The sequence below is a fragment of the Achromobacter sp. MYb9 genome (assembly GCF_002975275.1).
Taxonomy (GTDB): Bacteria; Pseudomonadota; Gammaproteobacteria; order Burkholderiales; family Burkholderiaceae_B; genus Achromobacter.
On the sequence record NZ_PCOQ01000029.1, the window covers coordinates 39,481 to 63,523 of the forward strand.

Here is a 24,043-nt window from a genome sequence, read left to right on the forward strand (position 1 = left end):
CAGCGTGCGGCGCACAAGGGAAGCCATGAAACGTCCTGTACCTCTCGCCCTGGCGGCCGCGTTGCTGGCGGTCTGTAGCACCGCTCTGGCAACGCCGGCGCAAGCGCAAGAGCGCCCCATGCTGCGCGTCAGTTCGGGCGCTGCGGACAACGCCACGCTCGACCCCCACCGCGCGACGTCCACCGCCGACAAAGGGGTGGCCGCGCAGATGTTCGATGCGCTGGTGCAGTTTCCGGCGGGCAGCGCCGATCCCAAAGCGTTGGAGCCGGATCTGGCCGAACGTTGGGAGGCCTCGGCAGACAGCAAGGTCTGGACGTTCCACCTGCGCCACGGCGTTCAGTTTCATGGCGGCTATGGCGAATTGAAAGCCGAGGACGTGGTCTATTCGATCCAACGCGCGGGCGATCCCAATCGTTCCAGCTTCGCCGCCACCTTCGCCATCATCGACAAGGTCGAAGCGCTGGATGACTACACCGTGCGCTTCACGCTGAAGTACCCCGACGCGACCTTCCTGGGCCGCGTATCCAACTATCACGGCGGCAACATCGTCAGCAAGAAGGCGGCCGAGAAGCTGGGCGACAAGTTCGGCGCCGGCCCCATCGGCACCGGCCCGTTCGCCTTCGGCGAACACGTCACCCAGCAGTACGTGAAGCTGGTGGCCAACGACGCGTACTTTCGCGGCAAGCCCAAGCTGGGCGGGATCCTGTACCGCATGATCCCATCGGACAGCGCGCGCGAACTGGCTTTCACGTCGAACGAAATCGACGTGATGCAGGGCAAGCGCGAGCAGCGGTGGGTCGAACGGTCGGCCAAGCGCGGCATGAAGATCGATATCTTCGAGCCCGCCGAGTTCCGCACGCTGCATCTCAACCGCAACGTCAAGCCGCTGGACAACCTGAAGGTGCGCCAGGCCGTCGCGGCCGCGATCAACGTGGATGAGATCGTGCGCTACGCAGGCAAGGACGTTGCCGACAAGGGCTGTTCGGTGGTGCCCAACGGTTATCTGGGCCAGGACTGCAGCGCGGGCGCTTATACCTACGACGTGGACCGCGCCAAGAAGCTGCTGGCGGAAGCGGGCTATCCCAACGGCGTCGAGATCAAGTCCGTCGTGTCGAACATTTCGGCACAGCAGCCCATCATGGAAATCGTGCAGGCGCAATTGGCCAAGGCCGGCATCAAACTCAATATGGAAGTGGTGGACCACGCGACCTACCAGGCCAAGAGCCGCCAGGACTTGAGCGGCCTGGTGTTCTACGGCGCGGCGCGATTCCCCAACGCTGATACGTACCTGACGGAGTTCTACGATTCGGCCGCTGCGATCGGCGCGCCCGGCGCGATGTCGAATTTCTCGCATTGCTCGGTGGCCGATGACGCCATCCGCCAGGCCCGGATGGAACCGGATGCGCAGAAGCAGCTGGCCTTGTGGAAAGACGCGCAGGTGAAGATCCACGGCGACGTCTGCGCCGTTCCCCTGTTCGGGCTGAAGCAGGTGTGGGCGCGCGGGGATCGCGTGAACTATGGCTACGCCTTGAAGGGCGCGCTGAACCTGCAACCTCCCATCACCGAACTGACGACGGTAAGCACGCCCTGAGCGGCGTGCCGGCTGTCATTGGCCCTTGAGCACTTCGCGGGAAACCTGCGCGGCGACGTCGCGGGCTTCCTCGACAAAGGCCTCGACCAGCGCCGCGTTGCGCGAGGTGTGCACGCGGCACAACTGGAAGTGGAACAGCAGCTCCGGATCAAAGCGCCGCAACACCATGCGGCTATGCAACCCTTCGGCGAACAACGGATGAATCAAGGAAACCCCCAGCCCCGCCGCGACGAATTCGCAGGCCGTGGGCGCCGTGTTGGTGTCCAGCACCACATTCAACCGGGCCCCCCCCTGGCTGAACGCCTGGCGCACCAGTTCTTGCGTCTGGCTGTCGGCTCCGAAGGAGACGAAGGGCAGGCCGCTCAGATCGCGCGGCCGCACCACGCGCTTGCGCGTCAGCTCGTGATTCGTGGGCATGGCGCAGAACAACGGGTACTGGAACAGCGGCTCGCGATCGATGTAGGGGTTGTCGACGCGGCTGCCCACCAGCGCGACGTCGATGTGTCGGGTCGCCAGCCAGTCCGCCAGGAACAGCGATCCGCGGCTTTGGATCGACACGCGCACGTCGGGATGCCGCTTCAGAAACTGCATGGTCACGCGGCGGATAAACGGGCCGGCCAGGGCGGGCAGGACGCCGACGTTCAGCGTGCGCTGTTCGTCGCGGCGGATGGAATCGACGGCTTGTTCCACCTGGCGCAGGCCGCTGAACACGCGGTCGATCTCTTCGTACAGCCGCATGCCTTGATTGGTCAGCGCCAGCTTGCCGCGCACCCGGTCAAAAAGCGCCAGACCCGTTTCCGTCTCCAGGTGCGACAGCAGTTTGCTGACGGCCGGCTGCGACACGCCCAGCGCCACGGCCGCCTGGCTGGCGGTGCCGTGTTCGACGACCGCCTTGAACGCTTCGATCTGCCGCAAGTTCAACGTCTGATTCATGCCATAACCCGGTTGGATGGAAGCTTGGTTTGCAGTCGCAAAGGTTATAGCGTCGGCATCGCGCGCACAAGAAGGAGCCGCCATGCGGCATGAGTTCGACGTCATCGTGGCGGGCGCCGGCATGGTCGGCGCCGCCATCGCCTACGGGCTGACGGGACACGGGCGGCGCGTGCTGATGCTGGACGGCGCCGACACCGATTTTCGCGCGGCCAAGGCCAACTTCGGACTGGTGTGGCTGCAAGGCAAGGGCCACGGCCACCCCGCCTACCAACGCCTGTCGCATCTGGCGGTGCAGGCGTGGCCGGACTTCGCGCAGGCACTGGAAGCCGACAGCGGCATGACGCTTGCCTACGAGCGCCGGGGCGGGCTGCATTTCTGCCTGGGCGATGCCGAACTTTCCGCCCGCGCGGCGCGCCTTGCCGCCTGGCATGCGCAGGCGCCGGAGCTGGCGCCCTGTACGCAGTTGCTGGATCGCGGCGAGCTGCTGCGCCGCTTTCCGTCGATGCGTCTTGGCGCCGACGTGGCGGGCGCAAGCATCGGCGGGCTGGATGGCCACGTCAATCCGCTGCGGCTTCTGGCTGCGCTGCAAACCGCGTTCTTGAAACGCGGCGGAACCCTGCTTAACCGTCATGCCGTCACCGCCATCGATCCGTTGCCCGGCGGCGGATTCTCCGTGGGGGCCGGCGGCTTCCAGGCGCGCGCCGAACGCGTGGTGATCGCCGCGGGATTGGGCTCGGTCGCCTTGGGGGCAATGGTCGGGCTGGACGTGCCATTGCGGCCGCAGCGCGGCCAGATCCTCGTCACCGAACGACTGGCGCCCCTGTTGCCGATACCCGCCAGCGGCATCCGCCAGACCGCCGAAGGCACCGTCATGGTTGGGCTGACGCAGGAAGAGGTCGGGTACGACCTGGGCACCACGTCGTCGGCCGCGGTGCGCATGACGCGCAACGCGTTGCGCATCCTGCCCGATCTGGCGCGGGCAAGGCTGGTGCGGCAATGGTCGTGCCTGCGGATCATGACACCCGACGGGTGCCCCGTCTACGCAAGTTCTCCTCTTCACCCCGGCGTGGATATCGCGCTGTGCCACTCGGGCGTGACGCTGGCTTCATTCCATGCCGGGCCCTATGCCCGCGCATTGGCCGGCGGCGCGCCGCTAGATCCCTTGGATGCCTTTCACCATGAGCGTTTCAATGTTCAGAAAGCTGCATGAGTCCGGCGCGCCCGCGCTGACACTCACGATAGACGGCCAGTCCGTCGCCGCCGAAGCCGGCGAGACCGTGGCGGCGGTGTTGCTGCGGCAGCAAACGCCGGCCACCCGCAGCACCCCCGTGCTGGAAAGCCCGCGCGCGCCGTATTGCATGATGGGCGTGTGCTTCGACTGCCTGGCTATCGTGGATGGCGTGGCCTCCACCCAGACCTGTCTGGTCACGGTGCGCGACGGCATGTGCGTCGAGCGCCAGTTCGGCCGCCGGAGCGTCTTGCCATGAAGCGTGAATTCGATGTCGTGGTGATTGGCGCCGGCCCGGCCGGCATGAGCGCGGCCATCGGCCTGCGCGGCCAGGGCTTGTCGGTGCTGGTGGTGGACGAGCAGCCCGCCCCTGGCGGCCAGATCTGGCGGGCGGTCGAGGCCGTGGCGGACACGCCGGCGGGCAAGCTGCTGGGCAGTGAGTACCGAGCGGGCGCGGCGCTGGCGCGCGCGTTCCGCGACAGCGGCGCGATTTATCAACCGCAGACGCAGGTCTGGCAGGTCGAGCCGGGCTGGCATGTGTACATGACGCAGGCCGGGCAGGCCGAGGCGGTGCGCGCTGACCGCATTGTGCTGGCGATGGGCGCGCAGGAACGGCCCGCGCCGTTTCCGGGCTGGACCTTGCCGGGCGTCTTGACCGTGGGGGCGGCGCAGATCCTGTTGAAGACGTCGCGCCAGGTGCCGGCGGAGCCGGTGTGGGTCGTGGGCAGCGGGCCGTTGCCGTTGCTCTACATGGCGCAGCTGTTGCGCGCGGGCGGCAAGATCGCCGGCTGGCTGGACACCTCGCCGCCGGGCGGATGGCGCCGGGCGGTGCCTTGGGCCGGCGCGGCGCTGGCGGGACGGGCCGACATCGCCAAGGGGCTGGCGTGGCTGCACGAGATCAAGTCCGCGGGCGTCAAGCGCGTGCGCGGCGTCACGGCGGTGCGCGCGCTGGGCGACGGGCGTTTGCAGGAAGTGCAGTACACCGATGCCGACGGCAACACGGCGCGCGCGCCGGCCAGCGTGCTGCTCTCGCACGAAGGCGTGGTGCCGTCCATCCACATGACCCGCGCGCTGGAATGCGACCATTCCTGGAACGTCCAGCAGTCCTGCCTGGCGCCGGATCTGGACGAATGGGGCCAGACCAGCCGCCAGGGCGTCTACGTGGCGGGAGACGGGGCGGGCATCGGCGGCGCGCAAGCCGCTTGCGTGCGCGGCGAGCTCGTCGCGGTTGGCGTAGCGGCGGCGGCGGGCCGGCTGACGCCGCAGGCCGCCGCGGCGACAGCCGCGCCGTTGCGCGGCAAGCTGGCGTCGCTGCTGCGTCTGCGCCCCATGCTGGATGCCATGTATCCGCCACGGCCAGGCATTTTTTCCCCGCCTGACGACACCATCGTGTGCCGCTGCGAAGAGCTGACGGCGGGCGACATCCGCAAGGCGGCGGCCATCGGCCAGCCCGGACCCAATCAAATCAAGTCCTATACGCGCGCCGGCATGGGCCCGTGCCAAGGCCGTCAGTGCGGCTACACGATCGCGCATATCCTCGCGGCGGAACAGAAGCGGCCGGTGGCCGAAGTGGGGTTCTATCGCATCCGCCCGCCGCTCAAGCCGTTGACGCTGGGCGAACTGGCGTCGCTCGACATCGAGGAAGCGCAACCATGAGCGCGCGCACTTGCGATGTGATCGTGGTTGGCGGCGGCCTGCACGGCCTGTCGGCCGCGTTGCAGATGGCGCGCCAAGGCAAACGCGTCGTGGTGATCGAACGTCATTGGGTTGGACGGCACGCGTCGGGCGCCACGGCGGCCGGCGTGCGCACGCTGAACCGCGACCAGGGCGAACTGGATCTGTCATTGGAGGCGATGGACATGTGGCACGACATGGCTTCGCTGGTCGGCGACGACTGCGGCTTTCATGCCAACGGACAGATATGCGTGGCCGAAACGCCTGCCGCGCTCGCCGCGCTGCGGACCCGCGTCGACGGGTTGCGCGCCAGTGGCTACACGCACGAAGAACTGATCGGCCCGGACGAGCTGCGGCGGCTGTTGCCGGAACTCAGCCACCATTGCCTGGGCGCATCGATCGCGCGGCGCGACGGCGCGGCCGACCCGCACCGCGCATTGCGCGCATTTCGGCACAGCGCCGAAGCGGCCGGCGTGACGATCATCGAACATTGCGGCGTGACCGGCCTGGCGCGCGTGGGCCAGGATTGGCGCGCGCAGACCGACGCCGGGGCCTGGACCGCGCCGTATGTGATCAACGCGGCCGGCGCGTGGTCCGCCCGCATCGCCGCCATGGTGGGCGACGACATCCCGCTGGCGACCAAGTCGTCCATGATGATGGTCAGCGAGCGCTTGCGACCCTTCATCAAACCCGTGGTGGCCATCATGGGCCGGTCGCTGTCGTTCAAGCAGTCGGACCAGGGCACGCTGGTGATCGGGGGCGGCCTGCAGGGCATCCCCGACCTGGACCGTGAAACGTCCACGGCGCGCATGCGGGTGCTGGCCAAAGGCGCGCATGCCGCCACGGATCTGTTCCCGGCCGTGCGCGACATTCGCATCGTCCGGGTGTGGGCGGGCCTGGAAGCAAAAACGGACGACATGCTGCCCATCGTCGGCCCGTCGCCCAATGCGCCAGGGGTGTTCCACGCATTCGGCTTTTCGGGACACGGCTTCGAGCTGGTGCCCGTGGTTGGCGCCGCGCTGACCGACCTGGTGGTCCATGGAAAAACCGGCCGCGCCATCGGCAACCTGCAGGCGCAGCGCCTGATGCGGGTGAAGGGCGCCGCGCCGTCCGCTTCGGAGCATTCATCATGATGCGCTACGCCATCAAGCGCCTGCTGCTGGCCGTCCCGACGCTGCTGGCCATGTTGACAGCCGTCTTCATCCTGGTGCGGCTGGTGCCGGGCGATCCGGCCGCGGTGATGCTGGGCGATCAGGCCAGCGCCGAAGCCCTGGCGGCGCTGCGTTTGCGCCTGGGGCTGGATCTGCCCACGCACGTGCAGTACCTGCGCTTTCTGGGCGACATGCTCACGGGCAATTTCGGCGTGTCCATGGCCAGCGGCCGCACCGTGCTGCAGGAGGTGTCGCTGGTGCTGCCCTGGACGCTGCAACTGACGGCGGCGGCCATCGTGATCGGCGTGGCGTTCGGCCTGCCCATGGGTATCTGGGCGGCGCTGCGCCGCAATGCCTGGCCGGACTACCTGGGCCGCCTGCTGTCGCTTACGGGACTGTCCTTTCCGGCTTTTGTGTCCGCCATCCTGATGCTGTTGGTGTTTGCCATCCAGCTGCGCTGGTTTCCCGTCATCGGCGCCGTCGGCGCGGGCGACTGGACGACGCAATTGCGCGGGCTGGCGCTGCCCGCGTTCAACCTGGGCCTGATCATGATGGCGTACGTGATGCGTGTCACCCGGTCGTCGATGCTGGGCGTGATGGGCGAAGACTACGTGCGCACCGCGCGGGCCAAAGGCGTGCGGCCGATGCGCCTGATCCTGCGCCATGGGTTGCGCAATGCGCTTATTCCCATCGTGACCGTGGTGGGCCTGTACTTCGGAACGCTGATCGGCAACTCGGTGCTGACCGAAATCGTGTTCAACCGGCCGGGCCTGGGCAAGCTGATCCTGGGCGCGCTCAACAGCCGCGACTACACGCTGCTGCAAGGGCTGATGGTGGTGTTCGCGTCATGTGTGATCGTCGTCAATCTGCTGACCGACCTGGTGTACGGGCTGGTCGATCCCAGGGTGAAATACAAATGAGCGCTGTCGCCGCTATCCCCTCGTCCCGTCCCAATGCCTTGTGGCAGGCATTGGCCAAGAACCGGCTGTCGTGGATCGGCCTTGGGCTGCTGCTCGTGATCGTGCTGGCCGCCGTGTTCGCGCCGTGGCTGGCGCCCCACGATCCCTTGCAGCAGAACATCGCGTATCGGCTGGAGCCGCCCTCTGCGGAGTTCTGGCTGGGCACCGACAGCTACGGGCGCGACGTGCTGTCGCGCCTGGTCTACGGCGCCCGCGTGTCGCTGCTGGTGGGTTTTGTCGCCATCCTGATCGCCATGTGCATCGGCTCGGCGCTGGGCATCCTGGCGGGCTATCTGGGCGGCCTGGTCGATCAGCTCATCATGGGCCTGGTCGACGTCCTGCTGTCCTTTCCCACCTTGCTGCTGGGCCTGATGGTGGCCGCCATGCTCGGCGCCAGCCTGGAAAACCTGATCATTGCCATCGCCATCACCGAAATCGCGCCGTTCGTGCGGGTGGCGCGCGCGCCCACCATCGCCTTGAAACAACGCGATTTCGTCGAAGCGGGCAGGGCGCTGGGCTATGGCCCGTTGCGCCTGATGGGCGTGCACATCCTGCCCAACATGGTGTCGGACGTGGTGGTGCTGGGATCACTGTGGATGGCCTCGGCCATCCGCACCGAGGCGTCCTTGAGCTTCATCGGCCTGGGCGTGCCCCCCCCCGCAGCCACATGGGGCAGCATGATCCGCGAAGGGTTCGAGAACATCCTGGACGCCTGGTGGCTGACGGTGTTTCCCAGCGTTGCCATCCTGTTGACCGTTTTGGCGCTGAATCTGCTGGGCGATGCCCTGCGCGACGCCATTGATCCCAAGCTGCGTTCGGAGCGTTCATGAATCCTCACCCGAACCCTCTCTCTGGCTCTCAGGCCCCCGTGCTGGAGCTTCGCGACCTGCGCACGGAGTTCCGCGTGGGCGGCGCCTGGCATGCCGCCGTGCGCGACGTGTCGCTGCAAGTGGGGCGCAATGAAACGTTGGCGGTGGTCGGCGAATCCGGCAGCGGCAAAAGCGTGACGGCCTTGTCGGTGCTGCGCCTGCTGCCGGAAGCGGGCGCCCGCCATGGCGGCGGGCAGATCCTGCTGGATGGCGCCGACCTGGCCGCGCTGTCCGAAAAGCAGATGATGAAACTGCGCGGCGAATCCATCGCCATGATCTTCCAGGAGCCGATGACGTCGCTGAACCCGACGATGACGGTGGGCGACCAGATCGCCGAGGCCATTCGCCAGCACCGCCGGCTGCCGTGGGCAGAGGCACGCCGGCTGGCGCTGGCCGTGCTGGAAGAAGTGAAGATTCCGGCCGCCGCCAAGCGCTTTGGCGACTATCCGCACCAGTTCTCGGGCGGCATGCGCCAGCGCGTCATGATCGCGATGGCCCTGGCATGCAAGCCCCGGGTGCTGCTGGCCGACGAGCCGACCACGGCCCTGGACGTCACGATCCAGGCGCAGATCCTCACGCTGCTGTCTGATTTGAAGGCCGCGCATGGCATGGCGGTGCTGTTCATTACGCACAACCTGGGCGTGGTGGCGCAAATCGCTGACCGCGTCGCGGTGATGTACGCCGGTGAAGTCGTCGAGACCGCCGATGTGCAGACGCTTTTTGCACGGCCCACGCACCCTTATACCGAGGCGCTGCTGCGCGCGATGCCGCGTGTGGATGCAGATAGCGCGGTGCTGGAATCCATTCCGGGCGGGGTGCCGGCCATTACGGCGATGCCGAAAGGCTGTGCATTCGCGCCGCGCTGCCGTCTGAAGGAGGCGCGGTGCGAGGCCGAACGGCCCGCGCTGACCCGCATCGGCCCGTCTCACCAGGTGCGTTGCGTGGTGCGCGCCGAACCGCATGGAGGCAAGGCATGAGCGATCTTCTGCAAGTCCGCAACCTGGTCAAGCGCTTTGAAAGCGGCGGCGGCTGGCTGGGCGGCGAAAAACAGGTGGTGCGGGCGGTGAACGACGTATCGTTCAGCGTCGCGCGGGGACAGTCGCTGGGGCTGGTCGGAGAATCGGGCTGCGGAAAGTCGACCGTGGCGCGCACCTTGTTGCGGTTGATCGAACCCGACGAGGGCAGCATCGTGTTCGACGGGTTGGACGTCCGGCAGGCGGGCGCGTCCGCCATGCGCGCATTGCGCCGCCGCATCCAGATCGTGTTCCAGGATCCCTATGCGTCGCTTAATCCGCGGCGCAGCGTTCGCCAGGCGCTGTCCGAACCGCTGGTCGTCCATAAGCTGGGCGATGCGAGGCAGATCGCCGCCAAGGTGGAGCAGGCCATTGGCGAAGTGGGATTGCCGGTGTCGGCGCTGGACCGCTATCCGCACGAGTTCTCGGGAGGCCAGCGCCAGCGTATCGGCATCGCCCGCGCATTGGTGCTGGACCCGGAACTGATCGTGGCGGACGAGCCCGTGTCGGCGCTGGACGTGTCGGTCCAGGCGCAGATCCTGCAGCTGATGGAACGCCTGAAGCGGGACCGCGGCCTGTCGTTCGTGTTCGTCTCGCATGATCTGGGCGTGGTGCGCCACTTTTGCGACACGGTCAGCGTGATGTACCTGGGCCGCATCATCGAGCACGGGCCCACCGCGCAGGTGCTGGACCGTCCCTTGCATCCGTACAGCCGGGTCTTGCGGGATTCTTCGCCCGTACCGGACCCGGCGGCGCGCATCCGCTTGCTCAAGATCGAAGGCGAGATTCCCGCGCCCACGCACTTGCCGCCCGGCTGCACGTTTCATCCGCGCTGCGCGCGGGTCCAGGCGGATTGCGCCCAGCGCGTGCCGCCGCTTGCGTCCTTGGGCGGGGGCCGGTCAGCGGCCTGTTTCCACCCGCTGGTCGACGAGGCCGCGGCCATGGCTCACGCCTCCGCCGGGGCCTGAGTTCTGGCCTGAACCGCCGCTTATGTTCGGGCCGCGCGCCGGCCTCAGCCCGCGATGCGGCGCTTGCTGCTGTCGCGCACGACCAGATGGGGCGCCAGTCGCACGCTGCCGGGCTGGCCGCCCGCCAGCTTCTGCAACAGTAGCTCCAGGCCCATCCGGCCCATCTCGTGCATGGGCGAATGCACCGTCGTCAGGCCGATGGGCAGCGCGCCCGCCAGCGGCGTGTCGTTGTAGCCCACGATGGCGACGTCGCGGCCGGCTTCCAGGCCCTGCTCGCGGGCGGCGCCCATGACGCCGACGGCCAGGAAGTCGTTGACGGCGAAGATCGCGGTGGGGCGGTCGGCGGGCGCCAGGAGCCTGGCGCCGATGTCGCGGCCCGCGTCCGTGTCGAACGGGCTTTCGATGCGCCAGTGCGCGGGCACGTCCACGCCGTGCTGGGCGCAGTAACTGAAGAAGCCGTCGGAGCGGTCGCGGCCCGTGCTGGCGAACGGTTCGCCCACCATCACGGCAATGCGCCGATGGCCCATGTCAAGCAAGTGCCTGGCCGCCAGTCGGCCGCCTTCCAGGTCATCGCAGGTGACCGCGCAATGGTGATCGGCATGGCGGCTGACCAGCACGAAAGGCACGTCGCGTTGCGCCAGTTCGGCCAATAGCGGGTTGGGCGGCGCATTCGCGGGCGCGCTGTGCGCATCGCCCAGGATCAGGCCATCGACGCGGCGCGCCAGCGCCATGTCAATCAGTTTGCGCTGCTTGTCCGGCTCGTCTTGCGTGTTGGACACGAAGGTCAGGTAGCCGTGTTCGGCGGCGGCCTCGTCGATACCTTCGTAAATGGTGGCCAGCACCATGTCCGACAGCCGGGGCACCAGCACGCCGATCGTGCGGCTGCGGCGCGTCTTCAAGCTGGCCGCATGGGGATTGGTCTGGTACTGCAATTCGGCGGCCAGCGCGCGGATGCGTTTCACCGTGTCCGGGGCCGCTGCGCCGCGCGCATCGTCTGCGGATCCGTTCAGGACCCGGGACACGGTTGAAACGTTCAACCCGAGCTGCCGCGCCAGGCTTTGCAGCGTGACAGGGCGCGATCTATTCATGGGGCTGGAGAATACACGCGGAAATAGCGCGGCAGGGCGTATCCCGGCAACCTAGGGTTTTCACCGAGTCGATTTTTGGGTTTGGAGCCCTTAGCATTGCGCAACCCAAACGTTTGGGTAAACCGACTGGATCGAAACGCAATGACAACTGAAAGCCAGGATTCCCGGTTCCGGTACCGGATATTCACCATGGTCGTGCTGCTGGCGCTGATCAATTACATCGACCGCGGCGCCATGTCCTACGCGGCCGCGCACATCACGGGCGAATACGGCCTCGACCGCGGCGCATGGGGGTCGGTGCTGGGTTACTTCGGCTATGGCTACATGGTCGGCGCGCTGTTCGGCGGCATGCTGGCCGACCGCTACGGCCCGCGCAAAGTCTGGATCGTGGCGGGCGTGGCCTGGTCCGTGTTCGAAATCGCTACCGCCTGGGCAGGGGATTTCGGCCTGGCGTTCCTGGGCGGTTCGGCGCTGGCCGGCTTCGCGACCATCCGCATCCTGTTCGGCGCCGCCGAAGGCCCGGCGTATTCCATCATCAACAAGACCATCGCCAACTGGGCGACCACCCGCGAACGCGGCTTCGTCGTGGGGTTCGGCCTGCTCAGCACGCCGCTGGGCGCCTTGCTGACGGCGCCTGTGGCGGTGGGCCTGCTGACGCTGACCGACAGCTGGCGCGCCATGTTCTTCATCCTGGGCGGGGCGGGGCTGGTGGTGTTGGTGTTCTTCATGCGCATCTTCACGGACCGCCCCGAAACCAATCCCCGCGTGTCGCCGCAAGAGCTGGCCGAAATCCAGTCATCGCGCGCCCAATCGGCCACGGGCGCCCAAGCGGCCGATGCGCCCGTGTTGCCGTGGTGGAGCTTCTTCCGCAGCAAGACGCTGCTGCTGAATACGCTGGGCTATTTCGCGTTCATGTACGTGAACTTCCTGCTGCTGACCTGGACGCCCAAGTACCTGCAGGACAACTTCGGCTATAGCCTGTCCTCCCTTTGGTACATGGGCATGATTCCCTGGACGGGCGCCTGCGTCACCGTGTTGTTGGGCGGCCGCATTTCGGACTTGCTGTTCAAGCGCACGGGCAGCCTGAAAATCGCGCGCAGCTGGTTCGCCGCCGCCTGCCTGCTGGCCACTACGTTGTGCTTCCTGCTGGTGTCGCAGGCGCAGTCGGTATTCGCCGTCATCGCCCTGATGACTCTGGCCAATGCGCTGAACGCCCTGCCCAATTCGGTGTACTGGGCAGTCGTGATCGATACCGCGCCGTCCAACCGCGTGGGCACGTTCAGCGGCCTGATGCACTTTTTCGCCAATATCGCCTCGATTCTGGCCCCGACGCTGACGGGCTACCTGACGGCGCGCCACGGCTACTCGGTGATGTTCATCGCCGCGTCGGTCGCGACAGCCGTCGGCATGGTCGCTATGCTTCAGGTGCGCCCGGGCGTGGGCCCGCGCATGCCCGCCAGCCAGGCCTTGCCATCGGAAGCCGCCAAATGACCCAACCTTCTTCTTCTTTTCCCCACCTTGCCGTGGAACCCGGATTCTTCCGCGGGCGCCGCATCGCCGACCTGCAAGAGGCCATGGCCAGCGGCAGCCTGACAGCCCAGGACCTCGTGCGTCACGCGGGCGCCGCCATTGAACGGCTGAACCCGCAGTTGAACGCCTTCGTCCATGTCGACATCGCCGCCGCGTTGGCCGTCGCCGGTGAACGCGACGCCGAACGCGCAAGCGGCAAGGTCAGGGGGCCGTTGCACGGCATCCCCGTCGCCATCAAAGACAACGTCGACACGGCCGACATGCCCACCACGATGGGCGCCGCCCACTTCCTGGGCCACCGCCCGCAGGCCGACGCGCGCTGCGTGGCGCTGTTGCGCGAAGCCGGCGCCATCGTTGTCGGCAAGACGTTGACGCACGAGTTCGCTTATGGCCCCACCGGCGACCGCAGCGTGCAGGGCGCGGCGCGCAATCCCTGGCGCACCACCCAGATGACGGGCGGTTCCAGCGCGGGCAGCGCGGCGGCCGTCGCGTCCGGCATGGTGCCCGTGGCGCTGGGCACGGACACCGGCGGTTCCGTGCGCGTGCCTTCCGCCCTGTGCGGCCTGGTCGGCTTCAAGCCCACCCATGGCCGAGTGTCCGACGCGGGGGTGTTTCCCCTTGCGCCTACGCTGGAAGATCCGGGCGTGCTGGCCAATTGCGTGGAAGACGCGCAGGTTTTCATGCAGGCATTAAGCGGCGGCACGCTGGCGCCTGCTTCAGTGGCCGCCGATGGCGTGAAGGTGGGCTGGGTGGCCAACGCGCCGTTCGCGATCGACGATGCGGCCGTCACCGCGTGCGTGCGCGCCGCGGCGGAGCGCTTCGCCGGCGGCGCGGTGCAGCCGGCGCCCGCCGTCACGCAGCACGCGCGCGCCTTGCAAAGCGCACTCGGCGCGATCCAACGCGCCGAAGCCTACGAAGTCCACGCCGAGCGCGTCGAATCCGAACCGGGAAAGTTCGACCCGGAGGTGCTGGAACGCTTGCGCGCCTCGCGCCCCGTGCAGGGGTGGGAATATGTGCGGGCCCTGAAGGAAAGAACCCGCCTGCAAGCCGAGTTCGCGCGGCTGTTCCAGCAGGTGGATGTTCTGGCGCTGCCCGCCGTCGCCATTACCGCGCCCGCGTTGCAGCAACGCACCGTGGCGGGCCCGGGCAGCGCTGGCGTGCGCGAAACGTTGCTAGGCCTGACTAACCCGTGGAACGTGTTGGGGTTGCCTGCCATCAGCCTGCCCGCGGGCTGGGTGAACGGCATGCCCGTGGGCTTGCAACTGGTCGCCGCAGCCGGCACCGACGAGGCCTTGCTGGCGCTGGCCGCCAGCCGCTGGCAAGCGCCGCAAGCGGACTGACATGATGGGCCAGCCGGCGCCGCGTTGCGGTGCGGGCAACTTGGCAAGGCGGGCGAAGGATCGCCCGCCGCTGTTCTAGATCGGTCCGACCGACGTTCCGAAACGGATGGCGCGGCGCTTGCCCTGCACCGAGATCTCTTCATCGCCGTCGTCCGCGCCGGGCTCACGCAGCCACATCATGGCGGACAAGCCGAATTTCGCGTCATAGCCGCCGAACCAGTCGATAAGCCGCGCGACGTAGCAATGCGTGCCCACATGCACCGCCACGTCGGCCACGGTCTCGTAGGAATAGTGGCCCGCTCCGTATTGGTAGTAGCGGTCCCGCTCGTCCTCTTTCACATCGGCGGGAATCGGGCACAACGGCCGGTCCGGCGCGCCGGCCAGGTTGTCTGCATCCCCGTCGCCACGCGCGGATTCGGCGTCGACGGTTGCCAGCGCCTGCGTCAACCCCGCATGCAAGGCGTCGTCCAGGACGCGGACCGCGTCTTTGTCGGCGCGCTTCTGCTGTTTCGGCACTTGCAGCTGATAGCGGTACTGGATGGTCAGGGTGGGGACTTCGCCCACGGCATGCAGCGGCCGCAGCAGATGGACATGATCGACGCCGTAGTAGCTGTTGCGGTATGCCGCGTAGACGCGGCCGCGCAGGCGGATCCACTCGCCGGCCTGGTTCGAGCCGCGGCCGTTCAGCGTGTACAGGCTGGATGCGGCATTGCCATGGGCGTCGATGGCTTCGGCATAGCGGCCGCCCGCGTGCCGCAAGGCGCTGATGTCCGAGAACAGGCCGGTGCCGCCAGTGTAGGAATTGATCACCAGGTCGCGCTGGCCGTCACCGTCCAGGTCCATCAACGTGTAGGAGGCGGCGCCGTTTTCGCCGCCGGCATCGATGCCGGACGCTTGCAACGCGTTCCATTCGTCCGGCGTCACGCCGTCGGGCCGCGTGACCGGGAACCTGGCTTCATCGTCATCCTCGTTCGCTCGGACATTGGAGAAAGTGGTGGTGCCGCGCTTGATGGACAGGGACGCCAACGCGTCTTCCAGCGGGAACTCGGCGTTGTTCCGGCTTGCTGCCTCTACCGCTTGGCGCAGGTCTTCAAGCGCCTGCCGGTCGGTTTCATCCGGCACGTAGGCCGTGGCGCTGCGCAGTTGATCCTGCAAGACGCTCACGCGTACCAGGTACTGGTCGCGAAGACACCCCGCATTCGCGCCGCAGCCGTTGCGCGCGCGCAGCCAATCGCGCTGATCCTGCCGCAACGCGGCGCGGCCGTCGGGCCGGGCGGCGCCCAGCTTGCCGTATATCGCCGATAGCTCGCTATCCTGGCGCAGCAGCTCCGCGTCGGCGCAGATGGCCACTTCAGTAGGGGTTTTCGCTTGCGCGCAATTCATGCCCGCGGCCAGCGCGGGTGGGGCAAGGGGCGCCAGCGCCAGAAGGGCGGCAAGCAAGGGCTTGGGAGTCAGAGTCAAGGTGCGGCGTGAAGAGGTGAGGTACAGTGCATTACACGATTGAACCGTTGAACCAGGCAAGCCGCTCGTTGCGGCCCACGCCTAATTTCCGTGAGCTCCATGATCGACGACCTGATCCAACTGGGCAAACTGATCAGCCTGGGCCTGGCGCTGATGCTGCCGCTGGCCAATCCGCTGACCTCCATGACGTTGCTGCTGTCCCTCGGGCAGCAGATTCCCTACAAAGAGCGCGAACGCCAGGTCACCGAGGCGGCCTTCTACGTGGTCGGCATCATGCTGGTGACGTACTACGCCGGCGCGTGGATCATGCACACGTTCGGCATATCGATCCCCGGCTTGCGGATCGCGGGTGGGCTGATCGTGGTCAGCATCGGGTTCAGCATGCTGTTTCCAAAGGCCGAGTCACGCATGCTGGAAGCCGAGGTGGCCGCCGATGCCCAGCACCAGCGGCAAACGCCCAACATCGCCTTCGTGCCGCTGGCGCTGCCCGGCACCGCGGGGCCGGGCACCATCGCCATGATCATCAGCGGGGCCGCGTCGATGGATACCGCGATCACCCCTGACTACGCGCCGTGGGTGATCGCGGTGACGCCGGTCATCGTGTTCGCCTTGCTGGGCGTGTTCTTCTGGATCTGCCTGCGTTCGGCAGGCCGCATCGTCGCGGTGATCGGCCAAAGCGGCGTCGAAGCCATTTCGCGCGTCATGGGCTTCCTGCTGGTGTGCATGGGGGTCCAGTTCGTGATCAACGGCGTCCTTGAAATCATCACGCAGCATGCGGGGGGATAAGCGGGTGGCGCACGGCTGGCTGCATCGCAGCGCAGCCGTCTTCGGGCGTAGCCTCGGCAGTTTGCTGGTGGTGGCCTCCGCCTTGTGGGGCGTGTTGGCGCTTGCCTATCAGGCGCCGGGCGGCGTGTGGGGCAAAGGGGCGGCCGCGCTGCTCTGGACGGGGCTGTGCGCGGGGGCGCTTGTCGCGCTGTGGCGCCAAAGGCCTTGGCGCCGGCGCGCCGGATGGGCCTATCTGGCCGGCGTGGTCGCGCTGTGCGGCTGGTGGCAGACGCTGACGCCCTCGAATGATCGCATCTGGGCCGACGACGTTGCCCGGATGCTGCACGGCACGGTGCAAGGGTCGGTCGTCACGCTGGAAAACGTGCGCAATTTTGATTGGCGTTCGGACGACGACTACACGGCGCGCTGGGAAACCCGCCAGTACGACCTGGATCAGCTGGTGGGGGTGGACATGGCGCTGTCGTATTGGTCGGGCCCGGCCATCGCCCACACCCTGGTGTCCTTCGGGTTTTCAGACGGCCGCCACGTGGTGTTTTCCGTCGAGATCCGCAAAGAACGCGGTGAAAAATTCTCCGAGATCGGCGGCTTCTTCAAACAGTTCGAATTAAGCGTGGTGGCGGCGGAGGAACGCGACATCCTGTATGTGCGCGCAGGGCCGCGCGGCGAGAGCGTCTACCTGTATCCGGTGCGCATGCCTGCTGCGGCCATGCGCGAGCTGTTCCTGTCATACGTCACCACGGCAAATGCGCTGGTCGATACGCCTCGCTTCTATCACACGGTGACGGCCAACTGCACGACGCTGGTTTACCAGATGGTGCGCGCTATCGTTCCGGGGCTGCCGCTGGACACCCGCATCCTGTTGTCGGGATATCTGCCCGAATACTTGTACGAGCAGGGCGGCCTGGACGCCAGCTTGCCTTTGGAGGAACTGCGCCAGCAGGCAGCGGTCGGCCCGCTGGGTGCGCCCGGTGACGATCCCTTGGCCTTTTCGCGCCAGATCCGCCAGCTGGGGGCGCCGGCGCTGGTTGGCCCCAGCCGTTAGCAGCCGCCAGGTTCTTCCGGAGCAGTGCCAGCGACGCAAGGGCGTGCAGGCCTCCCGAATTACCTGTTTCGCCCCGTTTCCAACGTGGATTTCCGCGCGTACGGCGCGGTCTTCGGACCGGTAAACTACAGCACGGTAAAAATCTCAAGCGCTTCACGCGTGCGCGTTTCTCTCACGTGAGTTTTAGGTCTGGTATCGGAACCGGGCTGTTTTGAAGGAGGGCGCCAAGATGTTCTGGCTGACCCTGAGCATTGCCCTGATTATTGCCCTGATTCTTGCGGCCGCCATTGGCGCCGTTCTGCTGCGCCACCCTGGCGTGGTGCTGTACGACTGGATCGTCACCCGTCAGGCTGCCACCCGCGCACGCCGTTGCGCCATGGCAAGGGCTCGCCCCGTCATGCTCCAGACGCGTCCCGTCTCATCCGCTGCGCAAGCGCAGCCGCGTCCCGCCGAACACGCTGAACCCGCCGCCCTGGCAGGGTAGCCGTCCGGCAATCCTTCTCTCTGCATAGATAAAAAAAGGCCATCCTGAAAAGGATGGCCTGAAGTACGGAAGGGCGCCCCGACTCTGCTCAGTTGGGGCGGCCCGTAGCCCGCTTAGAAGCGATGGCGGATGCCGGCGCCGACCGTGCTGATCTTGTTGCCGTTGATGAACGCGGCGCCATCGGCGTACGACGCCAGGGCGTACAGGTTGGTCCGCTTGGACAAGTCGTACGTGTAGCCCACGCTGTAGATGTCCATGGCGTACAGGTTCTTGTTCGGATCGGCACGCTGCCACGACGCGAAGATGTTGCTGGCGCCGCCGATCGGCGCGCTCACGCCGACCATGTACGAGTTGATGCGCAGGCCATCCCACGTGAAGCGGCCGTTGCTGAAGCCCTGGCCCATTGCGGGGCCGCCGGATTGCTGGCGGCCGCCCATCAGCGAGAAGTCCTGGCCTGCGAAGACGCCGTCTTCCGAACGGCCGTAGGCCAGCGACAGCTTGATCACTTCGAAGTCATACGCACCGCCGATGATGAACTGCTGCGGTTGCGGCTGGTTCGGCTTGCGGTATTGCACGTCATACGACAAGGCCAGCTTCAGGGGGCCGTTGTCGTAGCGCACGCCGGCCGTGATGGCGCGGTTGTTTTCCTTGGTCCGGAAGCCGGTCGGGCCTTCGACGTCATCCGTCGAGAACGAGTAGCCCACGCCGCCCTGGAAGCCGCTCCAGACCGGGGTCTGATACATGACCATGTTGTCATAGCGGACCGTGTTGGCCGCGCTGAACGCCATACCCATGTTGGCGTTCAGGTAGTCCAGCGAGAACGGGTCGATGTCGCCGAAGTACTTGGATGCGATGTTGGTTTGACGGCCCAGTTCCAGCAGACCCCACTGGCTGCTCAAACCGATCGTGGCTTGGCGGCCGAACAGGCGGTCGCCTTGCGAACGGTTGCCGTTATTGGCCGTGAAGCCGCTTTCCAACGTGAAGACCGCCGACAGACCGTCGCCCAGGTCTTCCGTGCCACGCAGGCCGAAGCGGGAACCGTTCTGGATGCCGTCGTTCATGCCGATGCGCGACTGATAGTCGCCGCCATACACGCCACGATTCGAATCAGTGGTGCCGACCTTGCCGCGCTGGTACGTCAGACCCAAGTCGACGATACCGTACAAGGTGACGGACGTCTCGGCCTGCGCCGCACCGGCCATGCCAGCCAGAATCGCGCCTACGAGCAAAGTTTTCGTTAGTTTCATATCCACATCCGGTTCTAAGGCTTGTATTGCCTGCTTTCAGCACCGTGAAAGCAGCCCAGGCCTAAACAATAGGCAACGCCGCCGGAAAACATGAAACTGAATACTACTTAATTATTCTTAATATAAAAATTAGGGCCGTATTCGAGCGATTTCCCCCTGACGCGCGCCTGAAGCCAACAAAATTGGTTACTCGGTTCACACATAAAAACGGGCCATATATGGCGTAAGAACAACAGTCTTCAAAAAGTCCGCGTCCGCTGCCTCGTCATTCTACGATTGGCCATTGATATTATTGAAGAAAATAATGTCTGCTTGTTGCGTACAAATTGATAAAGTATGCCTATCATTTCGTTGCGACTGAGACGGCATTGCATTCATATAGGGTTGCCTGCGCTCACCAGCCCTAAAAAAAGCGCATCGCGCCACTGGGCGGATGCGCATAGGCGGCGATGCGTTCGGGGCCGTGATTGGACGCCGCGCCGTCAGCGGGCGGGCCTTTGCAGCCCCAGATGGCCGCGCAGCGTGCTGTGTTCATACTCCGTGCGGAACAGCCCGCGCCGCTGCAGGACGGGTACGACCTGATCGACGAAGTCGTCGATGCCCCCGGGCAACGCGGGCGGCATCAAGTTGAAGCCGTCCGCTCCCTCGTTCCTGAACCAGGTTTCCATCTGATCCGCGATCCGCTCGGGCGTGCCCACCATCGTGCAGTGGCCCCCGCCAGCGGCCAGCCGCCCGAGCAACTGGCGCACAGTGGGCTGTTCGGTCTCGATGATTCGAAGAATGGTGGCGTACCGGCCCTTCGGTCCCTTGAAATCGGACAGGGAAGGAAGCGCCGGCACCGGCGCGTCAAGCTCCCAGCCGCTGCAGTCCTGTAGCACGAAGGTTCCCAATTGCCGAAGCGACGCGTCACTGGGCAGCAGCTCATCAAGTTCGCGTTGCTTGGCGCGCGCTTCGGCGTCGGTCGACCCAACGTAGGTGACCAGACCCGGCATGATCGGGACGAATGCGTCGCGGCCCGCGGCGCGCACGCGTTGCTTGATGTCGCGGTAATAGGCTTGCGCGGCGGGCAGGTCGTACGCCACGGCATAAATGGCTTCGGCGCGCCGGGCGGCCAGGTCGCGGCCTTGGTCGGAAGCGCCCGCCTGGAACAGGACGGGATGCCCCTGGGGCGGACGCGGGACGGTCAGTGGGCCGTCGACCAGGAAATGGTCGCCATGGTGATGGATCGGGTGGATGCGCTCGGGCACGCCATAGACGCCGTCGCGGTTGACGGCCAGGGCCTCGTCTTCCCAGGAGTCGAACAGGCGCAGCGCGACGTCCACGAACTCTTCGGCGCGGGCGTAGCGCCAGTCGTGCCCCGGCATGGCCTCGTAGCCATGGTTGCGGGCTTCGGCGTCGAACATGGAGGTCACCACGTTCCAGCCCATGCGGCCGCCCGAAATGTGGTCCAGCGACGCAACCATGCGGGCGGCGTGGAAGGGCGTGAAGAAGGTGCTGGAAACCGTGCTGATCAGGCCGATGCGGGTGGTGGCCCGCGCAATCGCGGCCATGGCAGTCAGTGGTTCCAGGTACCAGCGCGGGCCGTCGCCGATGTTGTCGGTGGATTGGCCGTCGGCGAAGAAGATCGCGTCCAGCTTGCCACGTTCGGCGGTGCGGGCCAGTGCCTCGTAATAGCGGATGTCGCCCAGTCGTTCCGCGGCCGAATCCGGGTGGCGCCAGGCGGCGCGATGGTGGCCGCAGCCGAAGATGAACAGGTTCAGGTGCAGCATGGCGGTCAGTTCTTGACGAGGCCGCCGTCCACGACCAGGTTCTGGCCGGTGACGCTGCGCGACCACGGGCTGGCGAAGAACAGCACGGCGTCGGCGAATTGCTCGGGCGTGGTGACGGTGCGCAGCGGCGTGCTGGCGGCGATCAGGTCGAACACCGCCTCGGGCGTGGCCGCCGACGCGTCGGTCGTGCGCAGCAAGCCGCCCGACACCATGTTGACGGTAATGCCGTGCGGACCGAGGTCATGCGACAGCGTCCGGGTGAACGACAGCAGCGCGGCTTTGGCGGCCGTGTAGTCGTGGTAGGGCACGACCGGGTTCTGGACCAGGTTGGTGCCGATATTGATGATGCGGCCGACGCCGGCGCCGCGCATGCCGGGCAGGGTGGCCTGCACGGTGTTCAGCGCGCCGCGCACGCAGCCTTCGATCTGGTGGTTCAGATCGCCCCAGGTCAGCGTATCGGCGTGCGGGCGGGCGTCGCCATTGAACTGGAAAGCGGGCAGGGCGTTGTTCACGACGGTCGTGACCGGCATGCCGAAATGGCTTTGCGCCTGTGCGACCATGGCCTGAACTGCCTGCGCGTCGCGCACGTCGGCGGCGACGGCCAGCGCGCGGTCCGGCGCAGTGGCCGCCAGCGCCTGGGCGGCATCGGCGCTATTCAAGTAGTTGATGACCACGCGCGCGCCTTCGCGAAGAAAGGCGCGGACGATGTGCGCGCCCAGGCCTCGGGCGCCGCCCGTGACAAGAATCAGTTGTTCGTTCAGGGCGGGGGCGGAGTGTGCAGGTGACATGGTGAGGCTCGTCGATTCCATCGGCAGGCACGCAAAACCGGTGCCGCAATCGGGCGAACTTAGCATGAATCAATGCGCCGTTGACATTGTCTCTTCGCTCTCCTAACCTTGCGCCAATTCCTGGGGGAGCCCTGTTTCGGGCTGAGATTCCGCGTCGTCGCGGTAACCCTTTGAACCTGATCCGGGTAATGCCGGCGAAGGGAAGGACATCGCACGACTCGCGCGCCCTCCCTAGACTTTCATCCATCTTGCGGCCCCCCGGCATCCGGGCGGGCCGCCCTGTTGCGCGCCCGGCTTGCCGCCGGTAGCGGGAGGGCCGTTCCGCATGTTGACCCAATCCACCGCCTTGATGTGGCTGTTGCTGTTTTCTGGCGGCTTCGCGCTGGCCAGCGTGCTCTACACACGGCGCAAGCGCGGCACCCTGGAAGACTACATCGTGGCCCGCAACAGTCAGGGCGCGTTCGGCACGATCCTGACGCTGATGGCATCCACGCTGGGCGCATGGATCCTGTTCTCGCCGGCGCAGGCGGCCACGTGGGGCGGCCTGGCGGCGGTGATCGGCTATGCGCTGGGTTCGATGTCCCCGCGTCTGGTGATGATTCCGCTTGGCCGGCGCATGCGAGAACTGATCCCGCACGGGCACACGCTGACCGAATTCCTGATGGCGCGCTACGGACGGCCGATGTATGGGCTGGCGCTCTTCATCATGCTGTTCTACCTGTTCATCGCCTTATCGGCCGAAGTCACCGCGATTGCCAAACTGGTCACCATGCTGGCCCCGGTGCCGCTGTGGGCCACCGCCGCCATCGTGATGGGCACGACGCTGCTGTACACCACCTACGGCGGCCTGCGTTCGTCGATTTTCACGGATCAGGTGCAGATGATGGTCATCGTGCCCTTGCTGGTGATCTTGTGCGTGGTGGGCTGGCAGGCCGCGGGCGGCGCGCTGCCCACGATCGAGGCGCTGCAGGCCAAGGCACCGCAGTTGCTGGACGTGACGGATCCGGGCGGCGTGAAAGCGGGCCTGACCTTCTTCGTGGCAATCCTGCTGACCGGCATCTTCCACCAGGGCAACTGGCAGCGCATCTATGCGGCGAAAGACGCGCGTTCGATGCGCAACGGCTTCTTGTTGGGCGGCATCCTGGCCGCGCCGTTCATCTTCCTGATGGGCTTGTTCGGCCTGGCCTTCGTGGGTCTGGCACCGGCGGGCGACAGTTCGATCGCGCTGTTCAGCGTCATCATGCCGCACGCGCCCGCGTGGTTCGTGATCGCGCTGATCCCTTTGGGCTTGTCGCTGGTGATGAGCACGGCCGACACGGCAATCAGCGCCGTTTCCAGCATCGTCGCGGTCGACATGCGCCGCCTGATGCCCAACGCCGACGGCATGGACATGAAACGGCTGGCCCGCTGGGCGGTCCTGCTGCTGGCCATCCCGGTCATGATCGTGGCGTCGCAGGGTTACAGCGTGCTGTACCTGTTCCTGTTGGCCGACCTGCTGTGCTCGGCGGCTGCTTTTCCCGTGTTCTACGGTTTGTTCAGCCGCAAGCATGATGGCCTGACGGCGACCACCGCGACCATCACCGGGTTGGCAGCGGGCCTGTTCTTCTTCCCGGCGCCGGGCGACAAGCCTACGTTCCTGTTGGAATCGTTCTTGCTGGCGGCGTTTGTTCCGGTGGTCACGACGGTGCTGATGCGCCTGGCGTGGCGCGGCCGCCAGGAATTCGATTTTGCGACGTTGAGCGCGGCCGTGCGCAGGCTGGATCGCGACGCGGTGTAGAGAGCGTGATGCACAAAATACGGGTCTTGATCGAATTATTAATCGAGTATTACGAACCGGCTCCGTATTTTAACGGGCGCTCGCTGGAGTACTCAGGTTCGAAGATTATCTAAGCGGAGCAGCGCGGCGTATGACTTCGCGTAAATCGATTGATTTGGTGGGTGTCATATGGCGCGACATCGTTCAGCTGCGCGATGAATCCATGACGGCTTGGCGACTGGCCGCCCCGTTGGGAAGGGGCGGGGTTGAAACATCTAGCAATGGCGTTAATGTTTTTTCACGCCGAGAAATGCAGCGATCAACCTACCCCTGGTCATGCTTGCACGGTAATTGTTGCTACTTCTA

General features: G+C 66.3%; 21 protein-coding genes and 1 riboswitch. Of the genes, 15 read left to right on the top strand and 6 right to left on the bottom strand.

Annotation, left to right across the window (positions count from 1 at the left end; translation table 11 throughout):
* Window positions 1-25 precede the first annotated feature (25 nt).
* Window positions 26-1,591, top strand: a complete 1,566-nt coding sequence (locus CQ050_RS27260) for an ABC transporter substrate-binding protein (protein WP_105559958.1) — start codon at window positions 26-28, stop codon at window positions 1,589-1,591.
* A 15-nt stretch (window positions 1,592-1,606) separates the two neighbouring features.
* Here CQ050_RS27260 and CQ050_RS27265 read toward each other — a convergent pair whose 3' ends face one another.
* Window positions 1,607-2,524, bottom strand: a complete 918-nt coding sequence (locus CQ050_RS27265) for a LysR family transcriptional regulator (protein WP_105559959.1) — start codon at window positions 2,522-2,524, stop codon at window positions 1,607-1,609.
* Between the two features lie 82 nt (window positions 2,525-2,606).
* Between CQ050_RS27265 and CQ050_RS27270 the strand changes: the two genes are divergently transcribed.
* The 8 genes from CQ050_RS27270 to CQ050_RS27305 are packed head-to-tail and all read left to right on the top strand — an operon-like array spanning window position 2,607 to window position 10,386.
* Entirely contained in the window at window positions 2,607-3,734 is a 1,128-nt protein-coding gene (locus CQ050_RS27270) for an FAD-binding oxidoreductase (RefSeq protein ID WP_199196947.1), read from the top strand.
* The gene (locus CQ050_RS27275; RefSeq protein WP_105559960.1) at window positions 3,715-4,011 is read left to right on the top strand and encodes a (2Fe-2S)-binding protein; all 297 of its coding nucleotides are present in this window, start codon (window positions 3,715-3,717) and stop codon (window positions 4,009-4,011) included. The genes CQ050_RS27270 and CQ050_RS27275 overlap by 20 nt, the downstream gene beginning before the upstream one ends.
* Window positions 4,008-5,408 carry an NAD(P)/FAD-dependent oxidoreductase gene (locus CQ050_RS27280; protein ID WP_105559961.1) on the top strand — a complete coding sequence of 467 codons (1,401 nt, stop codon included), beginning with the start codon at window positions 4,008-4,010 and terminating at the stop codon, window positions 5,406-5,408. Before CQ050_RS27275 ends, CQ050_RS27280 begins: the two co-directional genes overlap by 4 nt.
* The gene (locus CQ050_RS27285; protein ID WP_105559962.1) at window positions 5,405-6,559 is read left to right on the top strand and encodes an FAD-binding oxidoreductase; all 1,155 of its coding nucleotides are present in this window, start codon (window positions 5,405-5,407) and stop codon (window positions 6,557-6,559) included. Before CQ050_RS27280 ends, CQ050_RS27285 begins: the two co-directional genes overlap by 4 nt.
* The gene (locus tag CQ050_RS27290) at window positions 6,556-7,497 is read left to right on the top strand and encodes an ABC transporter permease (RefSeq protein ID WP_105559963.1); all 942 of its coding nucleotides are present in this window, start codon (window positions 6,556-6,558) and stop codon (window positions 7,495-7,497) included. The genes CQ050_RS27285 and CQ050_RS27290 overlap by 4 nt, the downstream gene beginning before the upstream one ends.
* Window positions 7,494-8,366: an ABC transporter permease gene (locus CQ050_RS27295; RefSeq protein WP_105559964.1), complete on the top strand. Its 873-nt coding sequence runs from the start codon at window positions 7,494-7,496 to the stop codon at window positions 8,364-8,366. Before CQ050_RS27290 ends, CQ050_RS27295 begins: the two co-directional genes overlap by 4 nt.
* Entirely contained in the window at window positions 8,363-9,382 is a 1,020-nt protein-coding gene (locus CQ050_RS27300; RefSeq protein WP_105559965.1) for an ABC transporter ATP-binding protein, read from the top strand. Before CQ050_RS27295 ends, CQ050_RS27300 begins: the two co-directional genes overlap by 4 nt.
* Window positions 9,379-10,386: an ABC transporter ATP-binding protein gene (locus tag CQ050_RS27305; RefSeq protein WP_105559966.1), complete on the top strand. Its 1,008-nt coding sequence runs from the start codon at window positions 9,379-9,381 to the stop codon at window positions 10,384-10,386. The genes CQ050_RS27300 and CQ050_RS27305 overlap by 4 nt, the downstream gene beginning before the upstream one ends.
* A gap of 44 nt (window positions 10,387-10,430) precedes the next feature.
* On the opposite strand, the gene CQ050_RS27310 is transcribed toward CQ050_RS27305, so the two are convergent.
* Window positions 10,431-11,474 (bottom strand): LacI family DNA-binding transcriptional regulator, encoded by a 1,044-nt coding sequence (locus CQ050_RS27310; protein ID WP_105559967.1) that lies wholly within the window; start codon window positions 11,472-11,474, stop codon window positions 10,431-10,433.
* Between the two features lie 141 nt (window positions 11,475-11,615).
* Between CQ050_RS27310 and CQ050_RS27315 the strand changes: the two genes are divergently transcribed.
* Both CQ050_RS27315 and CQ050_RS27320 read left to right on the top strand, forming a co-directional pair.
* A complete protein-coding gene (locus CQ050_RS27315) occupies window positions 11,616-12,965 on the top strand; it encodes an MFS transporter (RefSeq protein WP_105559968.1) in 1,350 nt (449 codons plus the stop codon).
* Window positions 12,962-14,344, top strand: a complete 1,383-nt coding sequence (locus tag CQ050_RS27320) for an amidase (RefSeq protein ID WP_105559969.1) — start codon at window positions 12,962-12,964, stop codon at window positions 14,342-14,344. Before CQ050_RS27315 ends, CQ050_RS27320 begins: the two co-directional genes overlap by 4 nt.
* A gap of 75 nt (window positions 14,345-14,419) precedes the next feature.
* On the opposite strand, the gene CQ050_RS27325 is transcribed toward CQ050_RS27320, so the two are convergent.
* Complete coding sequence (locus CQ050_RS27325) at window positions 14,420-15,805, bottom strand: lysozyme inhibitor LprI family protein (RefSeq protein ID WP_105559970.1); 1,386 nt, start codon at window positions 15,803-15,805, stop codon at window positions 14,420-14,422.
* A 99-nt stretch (window positions 15,806-15,904) separates the two neighbouring features.
* Between CQ050_RS27325 and CQ050_RS27330 the strand changes: the two genes are divergently transcribed.
* From CQ050_RS27330 to CQ050_RS27340, 3 genes are all read left to right on the top strand, one after another.
* The gene (locus CQ050_RS27330) at window positions 15,905-16,591 is read left to right on the top strand and encodes a MarC family NAAT transporter (RefSeq protein ID WP_105559971.1); all 687 of its coding nucleotides are present in this window, start codon (window positions 15,905-15,907) and stop codon (window positions 16,589-16,591) included.
* Complete coding sequence (locus CQ050_RS27335; RefSeq protein ID WP_105559972.1) at window positions 16,578-17,633, top strand: DUF4105 domain-containing protein; 1,056 nt, start codon at window positions 16,578-16,580, stop codon at window positions 17,631-17,633. The genes CQ050_RS27330 and CQ050_RS27335 overlap by 14 nt, the downstream gene beginning before the upstream one ends.
* Window positions 17,634-17,862: 229 nt before the next feature.
* A complete protein-coding gene (locus CQ050_RS27340; RefSeq protein ID WP_146121072.1) occupies window positions 17,863-18,117 on the top strand; it encodes a hypothetical protein in 255 nt (84 codons plus the stop codon).
* Between the two features lie 113 nt (window positions 18,118-18,230).
* On the opposite strand, the gene CQ050_RS27345 is transcribed toward CQ050_RS27340, so the two are convergent.
* From CQ050_RS27345 to CQ050_RS27355, 3 genes are all read right to left on the bottom strand, one after another.
* Window positions 18,231-19,364: a porin gene (locus CQ050_RS27345; protein WP_199196948.1), complete on the bottom strand. Its 1,134-nt coding sequence runs from the start codon at window positions 19,362-19,364 to the stop codon at window positions 18,231-18,233.
* Between the two features lie 482 nt (window positions 19,365-19,846).
* A complete protein-coding gene (locus CQ050_RS27350; protein WP_105559975.1) occupies window positions 19,847-21,133 on the bottom strand; it encodes an LLM class flavin-dependent oxidoreductase in 1,287 nt (428 codons plus the stop codon).
* Window positions 21,134-21,138: 5 nt separating this feature from the next.
* Complete coding sequence (locus CQ050_RS27355; RefSeq protein WP_105559986.1) at window positions 21,139-21,921, bottom strand: 3-oxoacyl-ACP reductase; 783 nt, start codon at window positions 21,919-21,921, stop codon at window positions 21,139-21,141.
* 112 nt (window positions 21,922-22,033) lie between these two features.
* Window positions 22,034-22,141: riboswitch (TPP riboswitch) on the top strand.
* Window positions 22,142-22,246: 105 nt separating this feature from the next.
* On the opposite strand from CQ050_RS27355, the gene CQ050_RS27360 reads away from it, so the two are divergent.
* A complete protein-coding gene (locus CQ050_RS27360) occupies window positions 22,247-23,698 on the top strand; it encodes a sodium:solute symporter family protein (protein ID WP_105559976.1) in 1,452 nt (483 codons plus the stop codon).
* The last annotated feature ends 345 nt before the right edge of the window (window positions 23,699-24,043 follow it).